Origin of the sequence: Vibrio sp. M250220 (assembly GCF_036533795.1) — a bacterium.
In the GTDB taxonomy this organism is placed as follows: Bacteria; Pseudomonadota; Gammaproteobacteria; order Enterobacterales; family Vibrionaceae; genus Vibrio.
The window spans coordinates 1-718 of record NZ_JATABI010000169.1; the positions used below are offsets into that span (position 1 = coordinate 1).

General features: G+C 44.4%; 1 protein-coding gene. It reads left to right on the forward strand.

The features are described 5' to 3' along the window. A partial coding sequence (locus tag QTN94_RS20185; protein WP_331428672.1) for a DUF4123 domain-containing protein occupies positions 1-718 on the forward strand: 718 nt, incomplete at both ends.

Consider the following 718-nt stretch of genomic DNA (forward strand, 5'->3'; position numbering starts at 1 on the left):
CTTTTGGTGGAAGGTGCTTGCATTCCTGACCTAGAAAGGCAGCTTTATCAGCTACCTGGGGTAATGGAACAAGAACCGATTTTTTTGTATCCCCCTTATAATCAGCTATTGAGTGTTTCTCCGAGGCTAGTGAAAGCGACCCCAGAGGTTCAACACTGGTTTTTTGACCTCAACCAGTTTCAATGGGGATACTTTTTCTCTTCAGATTTATCATTAAGTGATGCAGCGAAAGCTTTACGGCGACTAATTATGGTTGAAATGCCAAGTGGTAATCCCGGATTTTTTCGTTTTGCTGACAGCAATGCAGCCTATGTTTTATTGGATACTCAATGTTCCATGTTATGGCAGCCGATGAACAAAGCTTGGATTCACCAAGCAGGGCAGTGGCAAAGGCTGGAAAATCCTTTTGTGATACCGCCAGAAATCCCCCATCAAATGCTGAAACTTACAGACGAACAGTGGCGAAGACTCTCGCTCATCCCATGGCAAAATTCACTGCCCAATACATTGATTGCTCACATGCAGCGTTGGTTTCCTGAGCGCAGCCATCAGATTCCCGATTTAAGGGGCTGGGTTTGTAGCCAAATGGATAGCGCTTACGCCAAAGGTTTTGAGACAGAGCAAGACTTACTCTATTACTTCAATATTCTCGGTTATGTAGGCGAACAGGCGTTGCTAAAGAATACCTACCCAAATCTCACTCAACTTATCGAACAAC